Annotated in this window: 16 protein-coding genes and 2 pseudogenes; 15 read left to right on the top strand and 3 right to left on the bottom strand. The window is 60.2% G+C overall.

The genetic code is table 11. The features are described 5' to 3' along the window. Both AB0N24_RS24385 and AB0N24_RS24380 read left to right on the top strand, forming a co-directional pair. Positions 1-192 (top strand): annotated as a pseudogene (locus tag AB0N24_RS24385) (OpcA/G6PD domain-containing protein); the annotation flags it as partial. Positions 193-393: 201 nt separating this feature from the next. Next, on the top strand, positions 394-690 hold the full coding sequence (locus tag AB0N24_RS24380) for a helix-turn-helix domain-containing protein (RefSeq protein WP_364130234.1): 297 nt from the start codon (positions 394-396) through the stop codon (positions 688-690). On the opposite strand, the pseudogene AB0N24_RS24375 reads toward AB0N24_RS24380, so the two are convergent. Then, positions 620-862, bottom strand: a pseudogene (locus AB0N24_RS24375) (glycogen debranching N-terminal domain-containing protein); the annotation flags it as partial. The gene AB0N24_RS24380 and the pseudogene AB0N24_RS24375 sit on opposite strands and share 71 nt — an antisense overlap. A gap of 133 nt (positions 863-995) precedes the next feature. Further along, positions 996-2,003 (bottom strand): AraC family transcriptional regulator, encoded by a 1,008-nt coding sequence (locus AB0N24_RS24370; protein ID WP_364130227.1) that lies wholly within the window; start codon positions 2,001-2,003, stop codon positions 996-998. Between the two features lie 183 nt (positions 2,004-2,186). On the opposite strand from AB0N24_RS24370, the gene AB0N24_RS24365 reads away from it, so the two are divergent. From AB0N24_RS24365 to AB0N24_RS24345, 5 genes are all read left to right on the top strand, one after another. Beyond that, the gene (locus AB0N24_RS24365; protein WP_364130224.1) at positions 2,187-3,572 is read left to right on the top strand and encodes a cytochrome P450; all 1,386 of its coding nucleotides are present in this window, start codon (positions 2,187-2,189) and stop codon (positions 3,570-3,572) included. Positions 3,573-3,604: 32 nt separating this feature from the next. Further along, complete coding sequence (locus AB0N24_RS24360; RefSeq protein ID WP_364130222.1) at positions 3,605-3,919, top strand: EthD family reductase; 315 nt, start codon at positions 3,605-3,607, stop codon at positions 3,917-3,919. Positions 3,920-4,012: 93 nt separating this feature from the next. Then, positions 4,013-4,423 (top strand): SCP2 sterol-binding domain-containing protein, encoded by a 411-nt coding sequence (locus AB0N24_RS24355; RefSeq protein ID WP_364130219.1) that lies wholly within the window; start codon positions 4,013-4,015, stop codon positions 4,421-4,423. A gap of 34 nt (positions 4,424-4,457) precedes the next feature. Next, positions 4,458-4,781 (top strand): 2Fe-2S iron-sulfur cluster-binding protein, encoded by a 324-nt coding sequence (locus AB0N24_RS24350; protein ID WP_364130216.1) that lies wholly within the window; start codon positions 4,458-4,460, stop codon positions 4,779-4,781. Further along, positions 4,778-6,019, top strand: a complete 1,242-nt coding sequence (locus tag AB0N24_RS24345) for an FAD-dependent oxidoreductase (RefSeq protein WP_364130213.1) — start codon at positions 4,778-4,780, stop codon at positions 6,017-6,019. Before AB0N24_RS24350 ends, AB0N24_RS24345 begins: the two co-directional genes overlap by 4 nt. 159 nt (positions 6,020-6,178) lie before the next feature. On the opposite strand, the gene AB0N24_RS24340 is transcribed toward AB0N24_RS24345, so the two are convergent. Continuing rightward, the gene (locus AB0N24_RS24340) at positions 6,179-6,685 is read right to left on the bottom strand and encodes a MarR family transcriptional regulator (protein ID WP_364130210.1); all 507 of its coding nucleotides are present in this window, start codon (positions 6,683-6,685) and stop codon (positions 6,179-6,181) included. Positions 6,686-7,219: 534 nt separating this feature from the next. On the opposite strand from AB0N24_RS24340, the gene AB0N24_RS24335 reads away from it, so the two are divergent. The 8 genes from AB0N24_RS24335 (at position 7,220) to menE (ending at position 16,720) form a co-directional block, all read left to right on the top strand. After that, on the top strand, positions 7,220-8,245 hold the full coding sequence (locus AB0N24_RS24335) for an AraC family transcriptional regulator (RefSeq protein WP_364130207.1): 1,026 nt from the start codon (positions 7,220-7,222) through the stop codon (positions 8,243-8,245). 134 nt (positions 8,246-8,379) lie between these two features. Beyond that, the gene (locus tag AB0N24_RS24330; RefSeq protein ID WP_364130204.1) at positions 8,380-9,969 is read left to right on the top strand and encodes an FAD-binding oxidoreductase; all 1,590 of its coding nucleotides are present in this window, start codon (positions 8,380-8,382) and stop codon (positions 9,967-9,969) included. 32 nt (positions 9,970-10,001) lie between these two features. Beyond that, positions 10,002-11,486 (top strand): aldehyde dehydrogenase family protein, encoded by a 1,485-nt coding sequence (locus tag AB0N24_RS24325; RefSeq protein ID WP_364130201.1) that lies wholly within the window; start codon positions 10,002-10,004, stop codon positions 11,484-11,486. An 8-nt stretch (positions 11,487-11,494) separates the two neighbouring features. Continuing rightward, positions 11,495-12,601 carry an NAD(P)-dependent alcohol dehydrogenase gene (locus AB0N24_RS24320; protein ID WP_364130198.1) on the top strand — a complete coding sequence of 369 codons (1,107 nt, stop codon included), beginning with the start codon at positions 11,495-11,497 and terminating at the stop codon, positions 12,599-12,601. A gap of 159 nt (positions 12,602-12,760) precedes the next feature. Beyond that, complete coding sequence (locus AB0N24_RS24315) at positions 12,761-13,696, top strand: SDR family NAD(P)-dependent oxidoreductase (RefSeq protein WP_364130195.1); 936 nt, start codon at positions 12,761-12,763, stop codon at positions 13,694-13,696. Between the two features lie 17 nt (positions 13,697-13,713). Further along, positions 13,714-14,607 carry an amidohydrolase family protein gene (locus AB0N24_RS24310; RefSeq protein ID WP_364130192.1) on the top strand — a complete coding sequence of 298 codons (894 nt, stop codon included), beginning with the start codon at positions 13,714-13,716 and terminating at the stop codon, positions 14,605-14,607. Positions 14,608-14,649: 42 nt separating this feature from the next. Continuing rightward, entirely contained in the window at positions 14,650-15,105 is a 456-nt protein-coding gene (locus tag AB0N24_RS24305; protein ID WP_364130190.1) for a MaoC family dehydratase, read from the top strand. A 34-nt stretch (positions 15,106-15,139) separates the two neighbouring features. Continuing rightward, on the top strand, positions 15,140-16,720 hold the full coding sequence (menE, locus tag AB0N24_RS24300; RefSeq protein ID WP_364130188.1) for an o-succinylbenzoate--CoA ligase: 1,581 nt from the start codon (positions 15,140-15,142) through the stop codon (positions 16,718-16,720). The last annotated feature ends 111 nt before the right edge of the window (positions 16,721-16,831 follow it).

Here is a 16,831-nt window from a genome sequence, read left to right as displayed (position 1 = left end):
GGGACGGGCATCCACAGTATCCGGCTCTGCCGTGATACCGGGGATGTCCAGCTGTCCCGGCCAGGTCGCTCAGTGGCTGAACTGACCCAGCCGGGCCGGCTGGCCCAGCGCATCTCGCTGCCGCGCCGCAGCTTCCGGGACTGCCTCGCAGAAGAACTCCGCCGCCTCGACGCCGATGAAGTCTTCGGCGAGACGGTCCGCAATCTGAGAACGCTTGGGAACCAAGACGAGGGCTGCGCCAGCACAGCTCTGGTGGGAGACTGTAGCCGCCGATACCGGGATTCTCTGGTTTCGATTGGATGGGGCGCATCAGTGACGTCATTGCACTGCCCATCGGTTCTAGCCCTTCGAACGGACTCGACACTTCCTTGGCAGTACCGGAAGCTATAGAACATGCCTCGCACTCAAGGAGGGGAATCTGTCCTCTCGCGCGCAGTCCGTATCGTAGAGGCCTTCGGGCCGGGCGACACATCGCTGACAATCACCGAAATTGCGCGAAGATCCGGGCTGCACATCGCCACCGCGTCCCGTTTGGTTGAAGAACTGAGCAGGTTTGGGTGGCTTCAAAGGGACGAGGACCGCAGGGTGCGGATTGGGGTTCGAATGTGGGAAGCACAGCCCTGCCGACGAAGATTCCCTGGTACGGCAAGGAAGTCCAGGCGCCCAGCGGTTCCAGTGGCTGGCCGTTAATCGTCAGCATCCAACGGGACAAGATTCTGGTGTCCTGGTGGAAAACGCCGTGCGGGTGATGCGGGAAGATGTCACCGTTCTGCAGCGAGATGCAAAACGAGGAACCCTCAACGAGCGTTATAGCGCCCTCGCCGGTAGAACCGGCAGTGTTGTCTGCGTTCCAACCGGCCACGGCAGGCATCATTAGAACCCCACACCTCAGCTGACTCATGGACATGTACATTGCAAGTCCATGACCAGTTTGGGCCAACAATACGTCGTTGAACAGGCCTGGCAGGTTGGGCACCAGTTACGGCGTTTTGGAATTATCGGCGCAAAGTATCCGATGGAAGCTCACCAAAGCGGGCTGCATAATCGGCAGCGAATCGACCGAGATGGGAAAAGCCCCAGGCCGACGCGACCTCCGCCACCGCACTCGTTTCAGGCGAACCAGTCATTAGCTCCCGTTGTGCGCGCAGGAGTCGGATCTCCCGCAAATAGGCAAGCGGGGACATCTCAAACGTGCTCTTGAATCCCGTCTGCAGGGAACGCACTCCAACCCCGCAGGCGGCCGCGAGGTCAGCTACGGTGATGGGTTGCTGTGGTGAGGATTCCATGATTTCGACAGCCTTCCTGACTGCTGCCGGCGCTGCACCCGGGGTAAGGGCCTCCAAGTCAGGCCGGTACTGATGATCGCTGGACAGCAGCAGTCCTGTCATGACACTGTCGGCGATCGATGTCAGCATCATCGGATTTCGTACCAATGAATTCGGATTTCCCAAATGACGGATCAGGATTTCCATGAACGACCACCATTCCCGCGCCCAAGGATCCCTGAGGTCAAGGGAAGGTTCGAAGGCGATGGCCTTGGTGACTGGTTTCCCGATCAAAGTCCCCAGGTGAGCTTCCAGCACTCCCCGCGGAATTTTTATGGCCAGCATGCGGCAGTGCCTGTCCCAACCTTCTATCACTGTAGGTTGATCCCGGCGGTATAGAGCTGCCCGCTGAGGCGTAGCGATGATCTGATTTTTTCCGCTCGATGTACGGAGCTGACCTTCCAACGGGACGTTGAGGTGGTAGGCAACGTCGAGCGCCTGCGTTTCTACGCGCACGTTTGTGTTGTATTCGATGGTTCCTACGGTCAGTGGGCCGGCGTCGAAGGCGTCGACGCGCATCCTGAAATCGGCTGAAAGGTCGGCAACTCTCAGTCGGTGGGGGTAGTAAAGGTCAGTCCCAATCGAGCGGGCCTCATCCACGTCCGTGCTTCGCAGGTGACGGGGTTCAGGCCCTTGGGCGGCGTTGCCAGGAACGGGCCGAACAACATTGTTGCTCATCTTCCCATTGGAACAGACCGCCGAAAATACTGCAAGGAAACCTGATAATCCTCGGATTTCCGCGCAACCTTTTGCGCGTCTGCGTTTTCCGGATATCACTGCTCGTTCCGCGGCTTTTTCCGCCTCTTGTGACCTGCCTAACATCAACTGGTACACCGCAGGACGCGGTATCAGGAAAGGACAATGATGTCAGTCGACAGCACTCAGTCAATGAAGATGGAGTCTCCGCATCCCGCTGCAGGGGTCTGCCCCGTAACTGGCTTCGGGGGACCCACCACCGCATTGAAGTCTCCGACGGGATGTCCCGTCACTGAGGGAGCAGCGGAGTTCGATCCCTTCCGTGGCTCATACCAGGCTGACCCTGCAGTCGCGCTTGCCGAGGCCCGGCGCAACGAGCCTGTTTTTTACAGCCCGGTTCTGGACTACTGGGTGGTCACCCGGTACAACGACGTCAAGGAGATTTTCAAGAACCCGGATTTGTTCTCGGCGGCAATTACTCTTGAGCAGGTCACTCCTATTTCGGACGAAGCCCTGGACATCCTGGATGCCAGCAATTTCGCTCCGGGCCCAACCATCGTCAACGAGGACGAACCAATCCACGGCGAGCGGCGCCGGGCCCTCTTCCAGCCTTTTGAGCAGGACTCAGTGGCTTTGCTGGAACCGCGCATCCGCGAAGTCATCAACAACTACATCGATAAATTCGCTGCACGCGGAGAAGCTGACCTTGTCGATGATCTCTTTTACGAGGTGCCCTGCATCGTCGCCCTCATCTTCCTGGGAGTCCCGGATGAGGACATCGAGACCTGCCGCCAATTCGGAATGCAGCAGACGCTGTTCACCTGGGGCCGCCCTGAGGTGAGCGAGCAGGTCCGAGTAGCTGAGGGCATGGCCGCATTTTGGATCTTCGCCGGAGAGCTCGTCGAGCGCTTGAAGAAAACGCCTGACGCACCAGGCTGGATTCCCCACGCTATCCGCGTCCAGGCAGAGCATCCTGACCTGATTACGGACAACTACCTTCAAAACATCATGATGAGCGGCATTCTTGCTGCTCACGAGACGACGACCAATGCATCAGGCAACGCCCTCCGGACGCTCCTGGAGAATCGTGAAGCCTGGGAAGCCATCGTTAACGATCCCGATCTCATTCCGAAGGCAGTCGAGGAATGCCTTCGCTTCAGTGGCTCCGTCGTGGCGTGGCGCCGGATGACCACCGACGATGCCGCTGTTGGCGGCGTGGAGATACCTGCCGGCTCACGCCTGCTGATCGTCATGGCTTCAGCAAACCGGGACGAAAGCATCTTCCCCGAGCCTGATGTCTTTGACATCAACCGCGCAAACGCCCGCAGGCACCTCACGTTCGGCCTCGGAATCCATACGTGCATGGGAGCTTCCCTCGCCCGGCTGGAGATGAAGGTCTTCCTTACGGAACTCACCCGCCGCCTCCCCGGGCTGAAGCTCAAGCAGGCGCAGGACTTCACGTACCTACCCAACACTTCCTTCCGCGGGCCAGAGCATGTCCTCGTGGAATGGGATCCGGCAGCGAACCCGCTTCCCTCCGACCGGACATAGCGCACCACCCGGACCTCGAGAAAGAAATCACCATGGCCTATCGCATCAGCATCGGATACAAACAGCCCGCTGACCCTGAAGCATTCGACACCTACTACAACGAGAAGCATCTTCCGCTTGCTTCGCAGATTCCCGGCGTAACCCGGTTCGCGGCAGGAAAGACGGAAACCTTTGACGGAACCACTCCGGACAACTACCTGATCGCCGAGATTTCCTTTGAATCCAGGGAAATGGCACTGGCCGCCCTGGCATCACCGGAAGGCCAGGCAGCGACAGCTGACCTGGGCAACTTTGCAACCGGGGGCGCCGCCATTCACTTCAGCAATGAAGACATCATCGCCCCCTGACTGAACTCCCTGACGGGTCATTCCGACAGCCGCGATGCATCCAGCTAAACCAACCCCCTCAAATACCCCACCCTCGATGGAGAGGATCCAAAAATGCCCGGATACACCAACACGACAGATCTGCACAAGTACGTAGGCGGCATTTTCGAAACCGCCTACGCCGACCCGGAACTTGGGCCGAATCTCGCAGCTACCGGAGCGGTGCTGCTGGTGGCCTGCCATGACCCGGAGAGCGAAGTGGTACTGGACCTGCCTGCACGCAAGGTCTACTCAAGCGTCAGCGAAGCACCTACAGCCCCCAACGCCACTCTGCGGATGTCCACGGACACGGCCAACCGGTTCTGGCAGGGAAAGGTCAACATGACTATCGCAATGGCCAAAGGTGACGTAAAAGCCGAAGGCTCAGTCATCAAGGTCTTGAAGCTGGTTCCCAGCACCAAGCACCTCTTTCCGCTGTACATCCAGAGCCTCAAGGACGATGGGCGCGAAGAGCTCATCGCCTGACATCCACCCGTTGCATCGCCTGAAAGGACAGACCATGCCAACAATCAATTACATTAGCGCTGACGGAGACAAGACCTCGGTGGATGTCCTGCCGGGCAAGCGGGTCATGCAGACCGCGCAGGCCTCAGGCGTGGACGGCATCGTAGGGGAGTGCGGCGGGCAGGCAATGTGCGCAACCTGCCACGTGTACGTCGAGGCGCCCTGGCGGGACGCACTGCCGCCCCTTACTGACGCTGAGGATGTCATGCTGGAGGACACTGTCTGCGAACGGACAGACGAATCCAGGCTCAGTTGCCAGATAGTCGTCACCGAGGAACTCGACGGCATCACGATCAGGCTGCCTGAGGCCCAGATATGACCCGCCCAGCGGGCGTCGTCATTGTCGGTGCCGGCCAGGCCGGATGTGAAACAGCGGTGACGCTGCGGGCTAAGGGCTTCACCGGGCCGATCACGGTCATCGGGGATGAACACGGCGTCCCCTACCAGCGGCCTCCGCTGTCCAAAGCCTTCCTGGCCGCCGGTCACGACGATGACAGCATCATCCTGAGGCCCGCGGAGTTCTACGAATCACGAGGGATCACGCTGCTTTCCGGACATCGGGCAACGGCAATCGATCGCTCCAGGCGGCTTCTTGAACTTGAAGGCCGAAGCCCTTTGGCTTACGACGCTCTTGTCCTTGCCACCGGTGCCAGGAACCGACGCCTCAGTGTCCCGGGGGCTGATGCGGAAGGCGTCCACTACCTGCGGACCCTCACCGAAGCGCAGAAGCTCCAGGAAAAACTCAAGTCCGCCGCGGAACGGCAAGTAGTGATTATCGGGGGCGGATTCATTGGACTGGAAGTAGCCGCCGCGGCACGGAAATACGGCGCTGATGTGACGGTTCTGATGAGTCGCGACAGGCCCATGGCCCGGTCTGTATCACTACCGGTCGCCCGCTACTTTGAGGAGGAACATCGGCGTCATGGAGTACGCCTCGTTGCCGATTCGGCTGTCCAGTCCATCAGTGCTTCATCGGGCCAAGCCGATGGTGTGTTCACCGCCGACGGGAAATTCTACTCCGCCGACATCATCGTGGTTGGCATCGGAGTTGATCCGAATATTGAACTGGCGGCAACGGCTGGGTTGGAAACAAACAGCGGGGTCGTCGTGGACTCCACGCTTCGTACCAGCGACACCAACATCTTCGCTATCGGAGACTGTGCCGCTTTCCCAACCCAGTCGGGGCTGCGGCGGATCGAGTCCATTCAGACATGCGTGGACCACGCCCGTGCGGTGGCAGCCGCCATCGTTGGTGCCGGCTGTGACTATGAAAAGGTGCCGTGGTTCTGGACCGACCAGTTCGAGAGCAAACTGCAAATGGCCGGGCTGATCGAGGGCTACGACACCACTGTCGTGCGGGGCGACCCGCTTACAGGCTCTTTCTCGGTTCTCTGCTTCGCCGATGGGCAGCTCATTGCCGTGGAGTCGGTCAACCGGCCCCGGGATCACATGGCCGCACGCAAACTCCTCGCAGCACGTGTCCCCGTGAGCATTCTGGAGGCCGCCGACGAAGAGATTGAGCTCAAGGACTTGCTCCGGGTTGGCGCCGCAGTCTAATGGTTGCAATCCACTGACACGCAGATTTGCGTGGCTAGCCAATCCAGTGCAACCGGCGAGGAGATGAGCCGGTCCGGCAATCGCTGCGGCGTTGCGTCTTATCAGAGGCAGCGCCGCAGCCCATCTCAACCAGCCACGACTCGGCCGGCTACTGAAGTCCTAGTGCGCATGGCTGCCGCTCAAGCCGACTCTGCACCTGCGGAGCATACTCCTGAACTGAGCCACCTCCTGCTCACCGAAGTCGGCGAGCATCGCCTGCTCGACCTCCGCAACGGCGGCACGAAGAGAGTTGACGACGTTCTGCCCCTCGTCGCTGAGAAAAATCAAAAACTGCCTTTTACTGCGTGGATCTGCTTCCTTGCGGACCAGTCCTCTGATCTCCAGGAACGTGGTCATCTGCGCCATGGTCTGCGCTCTCACGAAGGAGTTGCGCGCCAGTTCAGCCGATGTCATCCCCGGGTGCCTCTCAAGGACGGTCAACGCGGTGTACTGCAGGGCCGTCAGGCCAACTTCTGAGACAACCTCGTCCAACCGATGGCGAACAGCCAGCTCGACCTGTTTGATCAAGTACAACATCGTGACATCAACGTTGGTCAATGCACCCGGCATTCGGTCTCGCGCACTCATGCATTCATTATTGGCCAGATCGTCAGGTTTCTTGAACAAACTCTTCGTTCCCCCTGGAACTTACTCTCCCAGATCCTCGCAGCACGCCAGCCCTCACCAACAGCCGATAAGACCGCGGGGTCACCCTGTACGACAATCAGTAAACCTGATATTCTGACTTCATCTTGTGGGGCAGCGAGAGCGAGCCAATCGCCGACGCGATGAACCTGGTTTGAGTAGCCGCCAAGGGCAGGAGGGCTGTCATCCTAATGAAACAACACGTGCAGCGAGAAAAGTCTCATCTTCGTTTAATGGATAAGACAGAACTTTCCACTGCCACATGCGCGGTGGCCTTGGCACGACTTCTATCGGGGCGAAATCTCTACAGATATCTGGACCGAGCAACTTTGGTGACTCATTAAATTGCATCAGGTTAAATTGCATCAGGTTTTCACCTCGCAGGCAGCAACGGGGGCACGCGAGATACCGGCAGCGCTGACTCTCGAAGCCATAGCCACCATGCCCGGGGATCACCCCCTGTCCTGCCCTCCGTCATCCTGGTCCTGCTTTCAGACCCAGGGTGTGGTGATCTAGGTGCGAGAAGTAGGACATCCCGCGGATGATGAGCGCGCCGAGGAAACACTTGTGCACTATGTCGTTCGCAGCAGCACTCCGGAAGAAGCTTCGGAAGTCGGCGGACGGGTCTACTATCCTCATCAACTGAGCGTGGGGCATTCATCGGCTGATTTTCAGATGCGCCTCAAAGCCGTTGAGATGGCTGGTGTCACCATTGGCCTCGTTGAGTACGGGACGCCAGTACGAATCGCGACCGGTGAGCTGGCAAGCGCCTACCAGGTCAATTTCCCACTGTTCGGCCGCCTGCGTTTCTCCTCGGGAAAAACCGTCGTTTTAGGCACCCCCGCTACGGCAAGTATTCATGGACCCCTGAAAGACACGGGGATTCAGGGCTGGTCCGAGCCAGCCCAAATGCTGGCGTTGAAAATTCCAACAGCACTGATGTACCAGGAATTGGAGTCACTGCTGGGACGAACGGCGGCAGGACCTCTCGATTTTCAGGGTTCGTTTGACCTGACCTCTCACAGGGGAAAGGAGTGGCGCTCTGCGGTAGAGCTGCTCATCGGAAGCCTGCGGAATCCGGACTCGCTCCTGTCCACTCCCTTGATGGCTGAAGCTGCCGTGCAATACACCGTACGGGGGCTGTTGCTTGCTGCTCCGAACAACTACAGCGAAGAGCTTGCGAACAACGGGGAAGCCGTAGGGTCCGCCGCTGTCCGCTGTGCCGTGGACTTCATGGAATCCCATGCCCACCTGCCTATAACCATCGAATCTGTCGCCGCTGATGCATTCGTGAGCCCACGAGCGCTTCAACTCGGCTTCCGTAAATACTTTGACGCCACCCCTATGGAATTCCTGCGCGGCGTTCGTATGCGGCGGGTACGGACAGAGTTGCTCGCAGCGAACACATCCACGCGCGTGAGCGAAGTTGCTGCGCGGTGGGGCTTCCCGCACGCCGGCCGCTTCGCTATCCAATATGCGAAGACCTTCGGAGAGTCCCCATCACAAACCCTCAAGAAATCGGGCGCATTTTCCAGGCAGTGACCAACGCCTATCCACTAGGCGCAGTAGGCCCTTGTTGCGGATCATTTCGTCAAGAATCATGATCCACATCACACAGGCACCTACGGCCGATTGGGCCAGGGTCTGCTGCTTCTCAGAACAAGGGAGTTCAAGTCATGAGCCGCATTCTGCCGCCAGACGTAACCGAATCCGATTTCAACACTGCCCTGGACAAGTTCCGTGCGGTAGTGGGTGCCGAGCATGTCCTCGCTGCCGAGGAAGAGATGGCGCCCTACCGGGACCCGTTCCCTACCACCAACGACGACCGCTTCATTCCCGGGGCAGTCGTATCACCGTCCACCCCTGAGGAAATTCAGGAACTCGTCCGCATCGCCAACGAGTACAAGATCCCGCTGTCACCCGTATCCACCGGTAAGAACCTCGGCTACGGGGGCGCGGCCCCGCGCCTTTCCGGCGCAGTAGTCGTCGCCACCGGCCGGCGCATGAACAAGATCATCGAGGTCAATGAAAAGTACGCCTACGCTCTGATCGAACCGGGCGTCACCTACTTCGACCTGTACAACCACATTCAGGAAAAGGGTTACAAGCTGTGGATTGACGTGCCCGACCTCGGCTGGGGTTCAGTCGTCGGAAACGCCCTCGACCGAGGCGTTGGCTACACCCCGTATGGCGATCACATTATGTGGCAGACGGGCTTGGAAGTTGTCCTCCCGGACGGCGACCTGCTGCGCACCGGCATGGGGGCAATCGAAGGAAGCGACACCTGGCAGCTGTTCCCGTACGGGTTCGGCCCTTACCCCGACGGATTGTTCACGCAGTCAAACTACGGGATCGTGACGAAAATGGGCATCGCTCTCATGCCCGAACCTCCGGGAGCGGAGAGCTTCCTCATCACCTTCGAGAACGAAGAGGACCTGAAACAGGTCATCGACATCATGCTCCCGCTTCGTATCGGCATGGCACCGCTGCAGAACGTACCGGTTCTGCGGAACATCTTCATGGACGCCGCTTCCGTTTCCCAGCGGACCGAGTGGTTTGAGGGCGATGGCCCCATGCCACAAGATGCCATCAAGAAGATGCAGAAAGACCTGAACCTTGGGTACTGGAACTTCTACGGCACCGTCTACGGCCCCCCGCCCCAGACCGACATGTTTCTCGGCATGATCCGCGACGCCTTCCTTCAGGTTCCGGATGCCAGGTTCTTCACGACCACCGATCGTCCTGAAGAAGGCGACAGAGGTGCCCACGTCCTCCACGACAGGCACAAGATCAACCGTGGTATCCCGTCGATCGAGGAACGCCACCTCCTCGAGTGGGTACCCAACGGCGGACACATCTGCTTCTCCCCGGTTTCCGCCCCTGACGGCGCCGACGCCATGAAGCAGTTCACGATGGTCCGGGACCGCAGCATTGAATACAACCAGGACTACGCCGCCCAGTTCATCGTTGGCCTGCGGGAGATGCACCACATCTGCCTCTTCGTTTATGACACGTCACGGCCCGAGTCGCGCGACCAGCTTCTCTCCATGACTGAGGTTCTGATTGATGAGGCCGCAGCGGAAGGCTACGGCGAGTACCGGACCCACCTTGCCCTGATGGACCAGGTCGCCGGCACCTTCAACTACAACGACGGCGCACTGCTGCGCTTCCAGGAGCGCATCAAGGACGCGCTCGACCCCAACGGCATCATCGCCCCCGGCAAGTCCGGCATCTGGGGCAAGCGCCTCAAAGGCCGCGGATTCTAGTCCGAGCCAACACACACGATGAGGAACCAATCATGACAATTCAAGAGTCGCAGGCACCATCATCCCTGCCCGCCACCGCCGCCAGGGGACAGCTGTTCATCAACGGAGAATGGCGCCCATCTGCGGACGGAGCAACAACCGCGGTCATCAATCCAGGGACCGGGGAAGAAGTAGAGAGAGTCGCTGCAGCAACAACCCAGGACGTCGACGACGCGGTCGCCGCCGCGAAAGCGGCCTTCGAGGACGGGCGGTGGTCCCGGCTAAGCGGCCGTGAACGCTCGCGTGTCCTCAACAAAGCATCCGCCCTCATGCGTGAACGGGCAGAAGACCTGGCACTGGCCGAAAGCACCGACGTCGGTAAGCCCATCACCTTTGCCCGCGTGGTCGACGTTGCAACTGCCGCTGACCAGTATGAGTACGTTGCTGCCTTGGCACAGCAGCTCGATGGTTCCGTACGGGAAACCCCGCTGAAGGCTCACGCATACACCAAGAAGGAAGCCCTCGGAGTTGTTGCTGCGATCACGCCCTTCAACTTCCCGTTGATTCTTTCCAGCACCAAGCTTGCCGCCGCCCTGGCTGCTGGCAACTCGGTAGTGCACAAACCCGCCAGTGACACCCCCCTCAGCGCCCTGCTGATGGCGGAAATCCTGACTGAAGCAGGAGTCCCCGCCGGTGTTATCAACGTTGTCACCGGCTCCGGCGGAGCGCTCGGCGACCACCTTGTTGCACACCCGGACGTCAACAAGGTCGCATTCACAGGCTCCACGGAAGTGGGGCGGCACGTGGCGGCTCTGGCTGGCCAGCACCTTCGCCCCGTAACCGCGGAACTGGGCGGAAACGCCGCCAACATCGTCTTCGCCGACGCAGATCTCGAAAAGGCCATCGGCACTGTCATTGGCGCCTTTGTCTTCAACTCCGGCCAGTTCTGCATGGGCGGACCCCGGCTTCTGGTCGAACGTCCCATCTACGATACGGTCTTGGGAATCCTGAAAGATGCTGTCGCCGGGGTCCTGGTTGGCGATCCGACCAACCCGGAAACTGTGATGGGGCCACTGGCCAGCCGCAAGCAGCTAGAAAAGGTAGCCGGCTACGTCGAGGGCGCCCGGGCTGCGGGCGGCCAGATCATTACCGGGGGTGAGGAGCTGAACATCAATGGCGGCTTCTTCTATGCCCCGACGGTCATTGCCGGCCTGGACAATTCGTCCCCCGCAGTCAGCGAGGAAATTTTCGGCCCCGTCCTGACAGTGCAGCCGTTTGATACTGAGGAGGAAGCGATCGAGATGGCCAACAGCACCCCGTACGGCCTGGCTTCGGGTGTGCAGACTTCCAGCATCTCCCGGGCGCACCGGGTGTCTTCGCGACTCGAAGCGGGCATCGTGTGGGTCAACTCCTGGGCGCTGCTGGATCCCGCCGTCCCGTTCGGTGGAGTGAAAGACTCCGGCTGGGGCCGGGAGTACGGGCCCGAGGCGTTGGAGTCCTACACCCGCACCAAGTCCGTCATCATAGCCACCGACTAGGAATCGCCATGTCAATCACCACTGAAGCGGCAGTCGTCGAATCGGCCGGAGCAGAATTTGTATTCCAGACCGTTCAGCTTGACGCTCTGCAGCCCAACGAAGTTCTGATCGATATCAAGGCCGCGGGCCTTTGCCACACTGATTTATCCGTCGCCGGTGGCGGTCTCCCGTTCCCCCTGCCGGGTGTGCTGGGACATGAGGGTGCAGGCATCGTGGCTGAAATTGGTTCAGCTGTAACACGCGTCAAACCGGGGGACCGGGTAGTGCTGTCCTTCACCTCCTGTGGCGGATGCACGAACTGCCGCGACGGCCACCCGGCCTACTGCGACACCTGGCTTCCCGACAACCTCATCGGAGGGTCCCGGAGCGACGGAACATCTCCCATCTCACGGGACGGCGAACGCCTTGGCGGTCACTTCTTCGGCCAGTCCTCGTTTGCCCGCCAAGCGGTGGCGGATGAGCGAAGCGTCGTCAAAGTGACCACAGACCTTCCACTTGAACATCTCTCACCGCTGGCCTGCGGTGTGCAGACCGGAGCAGGCGCTGTGTGGAATGCCATCCAGCCCAAACCGGGTTCAAGCCTGGTCGTCTTCGGAGTCGGGGCTGTGGGCCTGTCAGCCATCATGGCCGCCGCGCTCACGCCCGCCGTGACGATCATCGCCGTGGACATGGTTGCATCGCGGTTGGAACTGGCCCGGGAACTCGGCGCCACCCACACGATAGACGCCTCGGCCGTCCAGGACGTTCCTGCGGAGATCCAGAAGATCACCGGCGGGGGAGCGGACGCGGCTATCGAGGCGACCGGCAGCACCAAGGTGCTGGAGCAGGCGGTCTTTTCAACATCGGCGCGAGGCCATGTCGTCGCAGTCGGGGCGCCCGCTTTCGGTGCGACGGCGGCAGTTGACGTGAACTTCATCATGCCGGGCCGCAGGATCCAGGGCATCACCCTCGGTGACAGCGAAATCGAAACCCTCATCCCGGCCATTGTCGCCCTGATGGAAGCCGGCCGGTTCCCCGTAGAGCGCTTGGTCACGACCTACAAACTGGACGACATCAACCGAGCCGTTCAGGACATGAAGTCGGGCATATCCATCAAGCCCGTCTTGGTCAACTAAAGAAAAGGCAGGACGGGCAGACGTGCAGCTGACAGAAGTCCTCTGCTCTGCCCGTCCTGACGCACTCAAGTTTCATCACTACAAAAAAGTTTCACAGGTGCAGACCGGCATTCGTGTCCAAGCATCAGGATGCACTGTCATCCAGCAAAGGAGCAGCAAATGAGTTTGTCAGGCAAAGTAGCAATCATCACCGGAAGCGGCCAGGGCCTTGGCCTTGCCTACGCACGTGAACTGGCCCGCCAGGGAGCCGCTGTCGTCATCAACGACGTCAACGCGGAAACCGCCGAGCAGGCAGTTGCTCTGATAAAGGCAGAGGGTGGTCGTGCTGCTGCGGTTGTCGCACCGGTAGGCAGCACGGAAGCGGCCAAGGCACTTGTCAATGGTGCGCTTGAGGCGTTTGGCCGTCTGGATATCCTGGTCACCAACGCCGGTATTCTTCGGGACAAGAGCCTGCTCAAGATGACGGATGAGGACTTCGACCTGGTCATCAACGTCCACCTCCGCGGTACCTTCACATGTGTCCGCGAAGCGTTCGGCTACTTCAAGGAAAACGGTATCGCCGGGCGCATCATCACCATCGGCTCCCCCACCGGCCAGCGCGGCAACTTCGGCCAGACCAACTACGCTGCCGCCAAGGCCGGGATCGTGGGCATGGTCCGTACGTGGGCCCTGGAGATGAAGAAAGCCGGTGTCACCGCAAACACAGTTGTTCCCGTTGCTGCGACAGCCATGACCAAGACGGTTCCGTACTTCCAAAAAGCCGTGGAAGCGGATGAACGCGGGGAGGTCATGCCGTCTTTCTTCCGGCATGACCTCGGCTTCGGTACCGCTAACGACGTCGCGGGCCTGATCGCCTTCCTTGCCTCCGACGCGGCGGCAGGGATCACCGGCCAGGTCATTGGCGCGGGCGGTGACCGGCTGCAGGTCTGGACCCACCCGGAAGCGGCTGCCACTGAGTATCGCGAGGGCGGGTGGAATTACCAGGACCTCGTCGAGAACTTTGATGCTCTCTTTGGCGACAAGCTCCAAGGCGTCGGCGAGGAATTCCTCCCCCTGCCCGACGAGCTCAAGCCAGAACCTGTCCCCGCCCACTGATCTGGCGAGGACGCAAAATGCGCTACGAACTCGGCGTCGACGCCGCGAAACTCGATGCGATAGACGTGCATGTCCACCTCGAGGTGGACAGCTGCGGCCATGGGTCGCTGCCAGAGGCGCTGACCGAGGCCTCTGCCAAGTACTTCAAGGCAGAGGACCGGACGCCGTCCTTGGACCGCATCGCCGAAACCTACAGAGAATTGAACATGGCCGCCGTCGTGTTCACCGTGGACGCCCGTACGCAGCTCAAACACCAGCCGAACAGTATTCCCGAACTCATCGCCGGCGCCGCCCGGAACAACGACGTCCTCATCCCCTTCGGCAGCGTGGACCCACGCACCGGCACCGACGCCATCCAAGGTGCCAAACACCAGGCGATCGACCTCGGTGCCCGCGGCTTCAAGTTCCACCCCTCCCTGCAGGGCTTCGACCCCTCCCACGAGGCGTTCTACCCGCTATGGGAAACCCTCCAGGAACTCGGCCTGCCGGCCATCTTCCACACCGGCCAAAACGGCATGGGAGCCGGGCTGCCCGGCGGATACGGCATCAAACTCGCATACTCCAACCCCCTGCTGCTCGACGCCGTCGCCGCCGACTTCCCAGAACTGCAGATCATCATGGCCCACCCGTCCGTACCGTGGCAGGACGAAGCGAACTCGATCGCCACTCACAAGGCCAACGTTTTCATCGACCTCTCCGGCTGGTCCCCGAAATTCTTCCCCGAATCGCTGGTGAAGGCGTCCAACTCTTATCTGCAGGACAAGGTGCTGTTCGGCACTGACTTCCCACTTATCACGCCCCGTAAATGGCTTGGTGCCTTCGCGGACCTTCCCCTCAAGGACGAGGTCCGGCCCAAAATTCTCAAACACAACGCCGTCCGCCTCCTAGGGCTGGACAGCGCCACCCGCTGACAGCATCACCGCACAAATCACAGAACCAATACAGGAGCAAAGATGCCCAACCTCGTCGTCGATTTCGACAAACTTCTCACCCTCGCCGGAACCGACCTCGGTGCCACCGAGTACCGCGAAATCACTCAGGAGCAAATCAACAAATTTGCCGACGCCACCGGTGACGACCAGTGGATCCACGTCGACCCCGAACGCGCCAAGGACGGCCCGTTCGGGGCTCCCATCGCCCACGGTTTCCTCACCCTCTCACTCATCATCCCGTTCTGGGGCGAACTCTTCGACGTCGACGGCGTCACCACCAAGGTCAACTACGGACTGGACAAGGTACGTTTCACCGCCCCCGTGAAAGTTGGCTCACGAATCCGCATGCAGGCAACCATCGCCGAAGTCACCGAAGTCAAGGGCGGCGCCCAGATCAAGGTAGCCAACACCATCGAGATTGAAGGCCAGGAACGTCCTGCTGTTGTGGCCGAATTTCTCGCCCGCTTTTACAAATAACATCCCGGCAAATACGGCAAGTGAAAGGAATGTTGTGGAGAACTTTGGCGTAGGCTCTTGGCTGCAGCGTCGCCGCCCTAAGTCCGGGAACAAGATTGCCCTCATCAGCGGCGAACGGGAACTCAGCTATCAGGAATTCGCGGACCGCAGTGTCCGACTGGCGAACTCACTTCGAGACCGGGGCGTGGCGAAGGGAGACCGGGTGGCCTACCTGGGTGAAAATCACCCAGCGTTCCTCGAAACTCTCTTCGCAGCAGGCATGCTGGGTGCAATCTTCGTACCCCTCAACACTCGCCTGGCACCGCCGGAGATCCAGTTCCAGCTTCAGGACTGCGGGGCGCTCGTCCTCGTCCACTCCCTCAGCTTGGATGTCCTGGCCAGCCGCGGCTCGAACGGGACACCTGTAACTGGGCGCATAGTCGTTGATGACGTCTCCGGTAACAGCGCAGGAGCGTTAGGGATTGCAGGCGACCAGGACCTTAGAACTGTAGAGGACTACGAAGCTGTAGTGGCCGCTGGGTCGGCCCAATTCCAGGATGTCAGCGTCAGGCTGGAGGACGGTGCGATGATCCTCTACACCTCGGGCACCACCGGCAGGCCCAAGGGTGCGCTGCTGACCCACGGGAATGTGACGTGGAACTGTATGAACGTCATCGTGGACTTCGACTTCGCCTCAACCGATGTGGCGCTTATGATTTCCCCGATGTTCCACGTCGCGTCCTTGGATATGGGAGTGCTCCCGACGCTGCTCAAGGGCGGAACCGTGGTGCTGGAAAGCAAGTTCGACCCCAAACGGACCCTTAAGCTCATCCAGCAGCATCGCGCCACCACTATCAGTGGCGTGCCCACAACATTCCAGATGCTCTGCGAGGATCCGGAGTGGCCCGGGACCGATCTGAGCTCCCTCAGCAAGCTGACCTGCGGCGGATCAGCCGTTCCTATGAGGGTCCTGGAAGCCTATGAGCTGCGCGGGCTGCGCTTCTCCAACGGCTACGGCATGACCGAGACAGCTCCCGGAGCCACAACCCTTCCGGCGGACCGTTCTAGGGAGAAGGCCGGCTCCTCAGGGCTGCCCCACTTCTTTACCGACGTTCGGATTACCGGTGTCGACGGTATCGAAGCCTCCTCGGAATCGGTTGGTGAGATTCACATCAAGGGCCCCAATGTCATCCACCAATATTGGAACCGCACGGATGCCACTGCGCAGGCTTACACCTCTGATGGCTGGTTCAGATCGGGGGACTTGGGGTACAGGGACGATGACGGCTTCGTCTTCATTTCTGACCGCTTGAAAGACATGATTATCTCCGGCGGGGAAAACATTTACCCGGCTGAGGTTGAGCAGGCGATTTCCGAACTTCCGGCCGTAGCCAGCGTTGCGGTCATCGGCGTTCCGGATGAAAAGTGGGGAGAGGTTCCCCGTGCAGTGGTTCTGCTTCGCGACGGCGGGGAGCTTACTGAAGAGGAACTGCGGAACCATTTGAACGGAAAGCTGGCCCGCTACAAGATCCCTAAATCAGTGGTGTTCGTCGACGAAATGCCTCGGACCGCCAGCGGCAAGATCAGGAAAGCCGAACTCCGCCAAGAGACGGCATCCCACGCTGGCCTAGTTTGAGGGACAAGGGTTGAGGCAGGCACCAGAATCGGCCCAACCAGCAATAAGCAGCGTTCGGAGAACGCCCAAGCGTTGCCGCTATCCATGCGACAACAGCTGATCAGTATGGAC

The organism is Arthrobacter sp. NPDC093128, from assembly GCF_040683875.1.
Taxonomy (GTDB): domain Bacteria; phylum Actinomycetota; class Actinomycetes; order Actinomycetales; family Micrococcaceae; genus Arthrobacter.
Note: the sequence above shows the minus strand (reverse complement) of the source record. Positions and strands in the feature narration are given on the sequence as shown.